Consider the following 336-nt stretch of genomic DNA (forward strand, 5'->3'; position numbering starts at 1 on the left):
CTTCACAAAAGGTTGAATTATGACCAAAGTTTACGCGGCGTAAACTTATGCATTTGATTTTAAGCGGTCGAGAGTTTACGCAGCGTAAACTCATTGCAGGTAATGTGTGTTGGCATGTTGTAAATAAATCAAGAAGGATTACCTATGAATTTTGATGGAGTAGAGTTCTTAAGATGGGTGTACGAAAATGCTTATCCGGGACTAACTTATTCTTTTCTGTTGATACTTGCCGTATTGCTACAGTTTACTTTTAGCGGTCACGTAACAAAGAAAACCGACTTAAGTGTTATGGATCACATCATCAGTTATTTGCGCGTTAAACTTTTAGTTCTCTAC

The 336-nt window shown here is 37.2% G+C and carries 1 protein-coding gene; it reads left to right on the plus strand.

Annotated elements, in window-relative coordinates:
* Positions 1-144 precede the first annotated feature (144 nt).
* Positions 145-336 (plus strand): hypothetical protein (locus V2A85_RS24660; protein WP_420072686.1); only part of this gene is annotated, 192 nt, incomplete at its 3' end.

Origin of the sequence: Yersinia sp. 1252 StPb PI (genome assembly GCF_048593885.1) — a bacterium.
In the GTDB taxonomy this organism is placed as follows: domain Bacteria; phylum Pseudomonadota; class Gammaproteobacteria; order Enterobacterales; family Enterobacteriaceae; genus Yersinia; species Yersinia enterocolitica_E.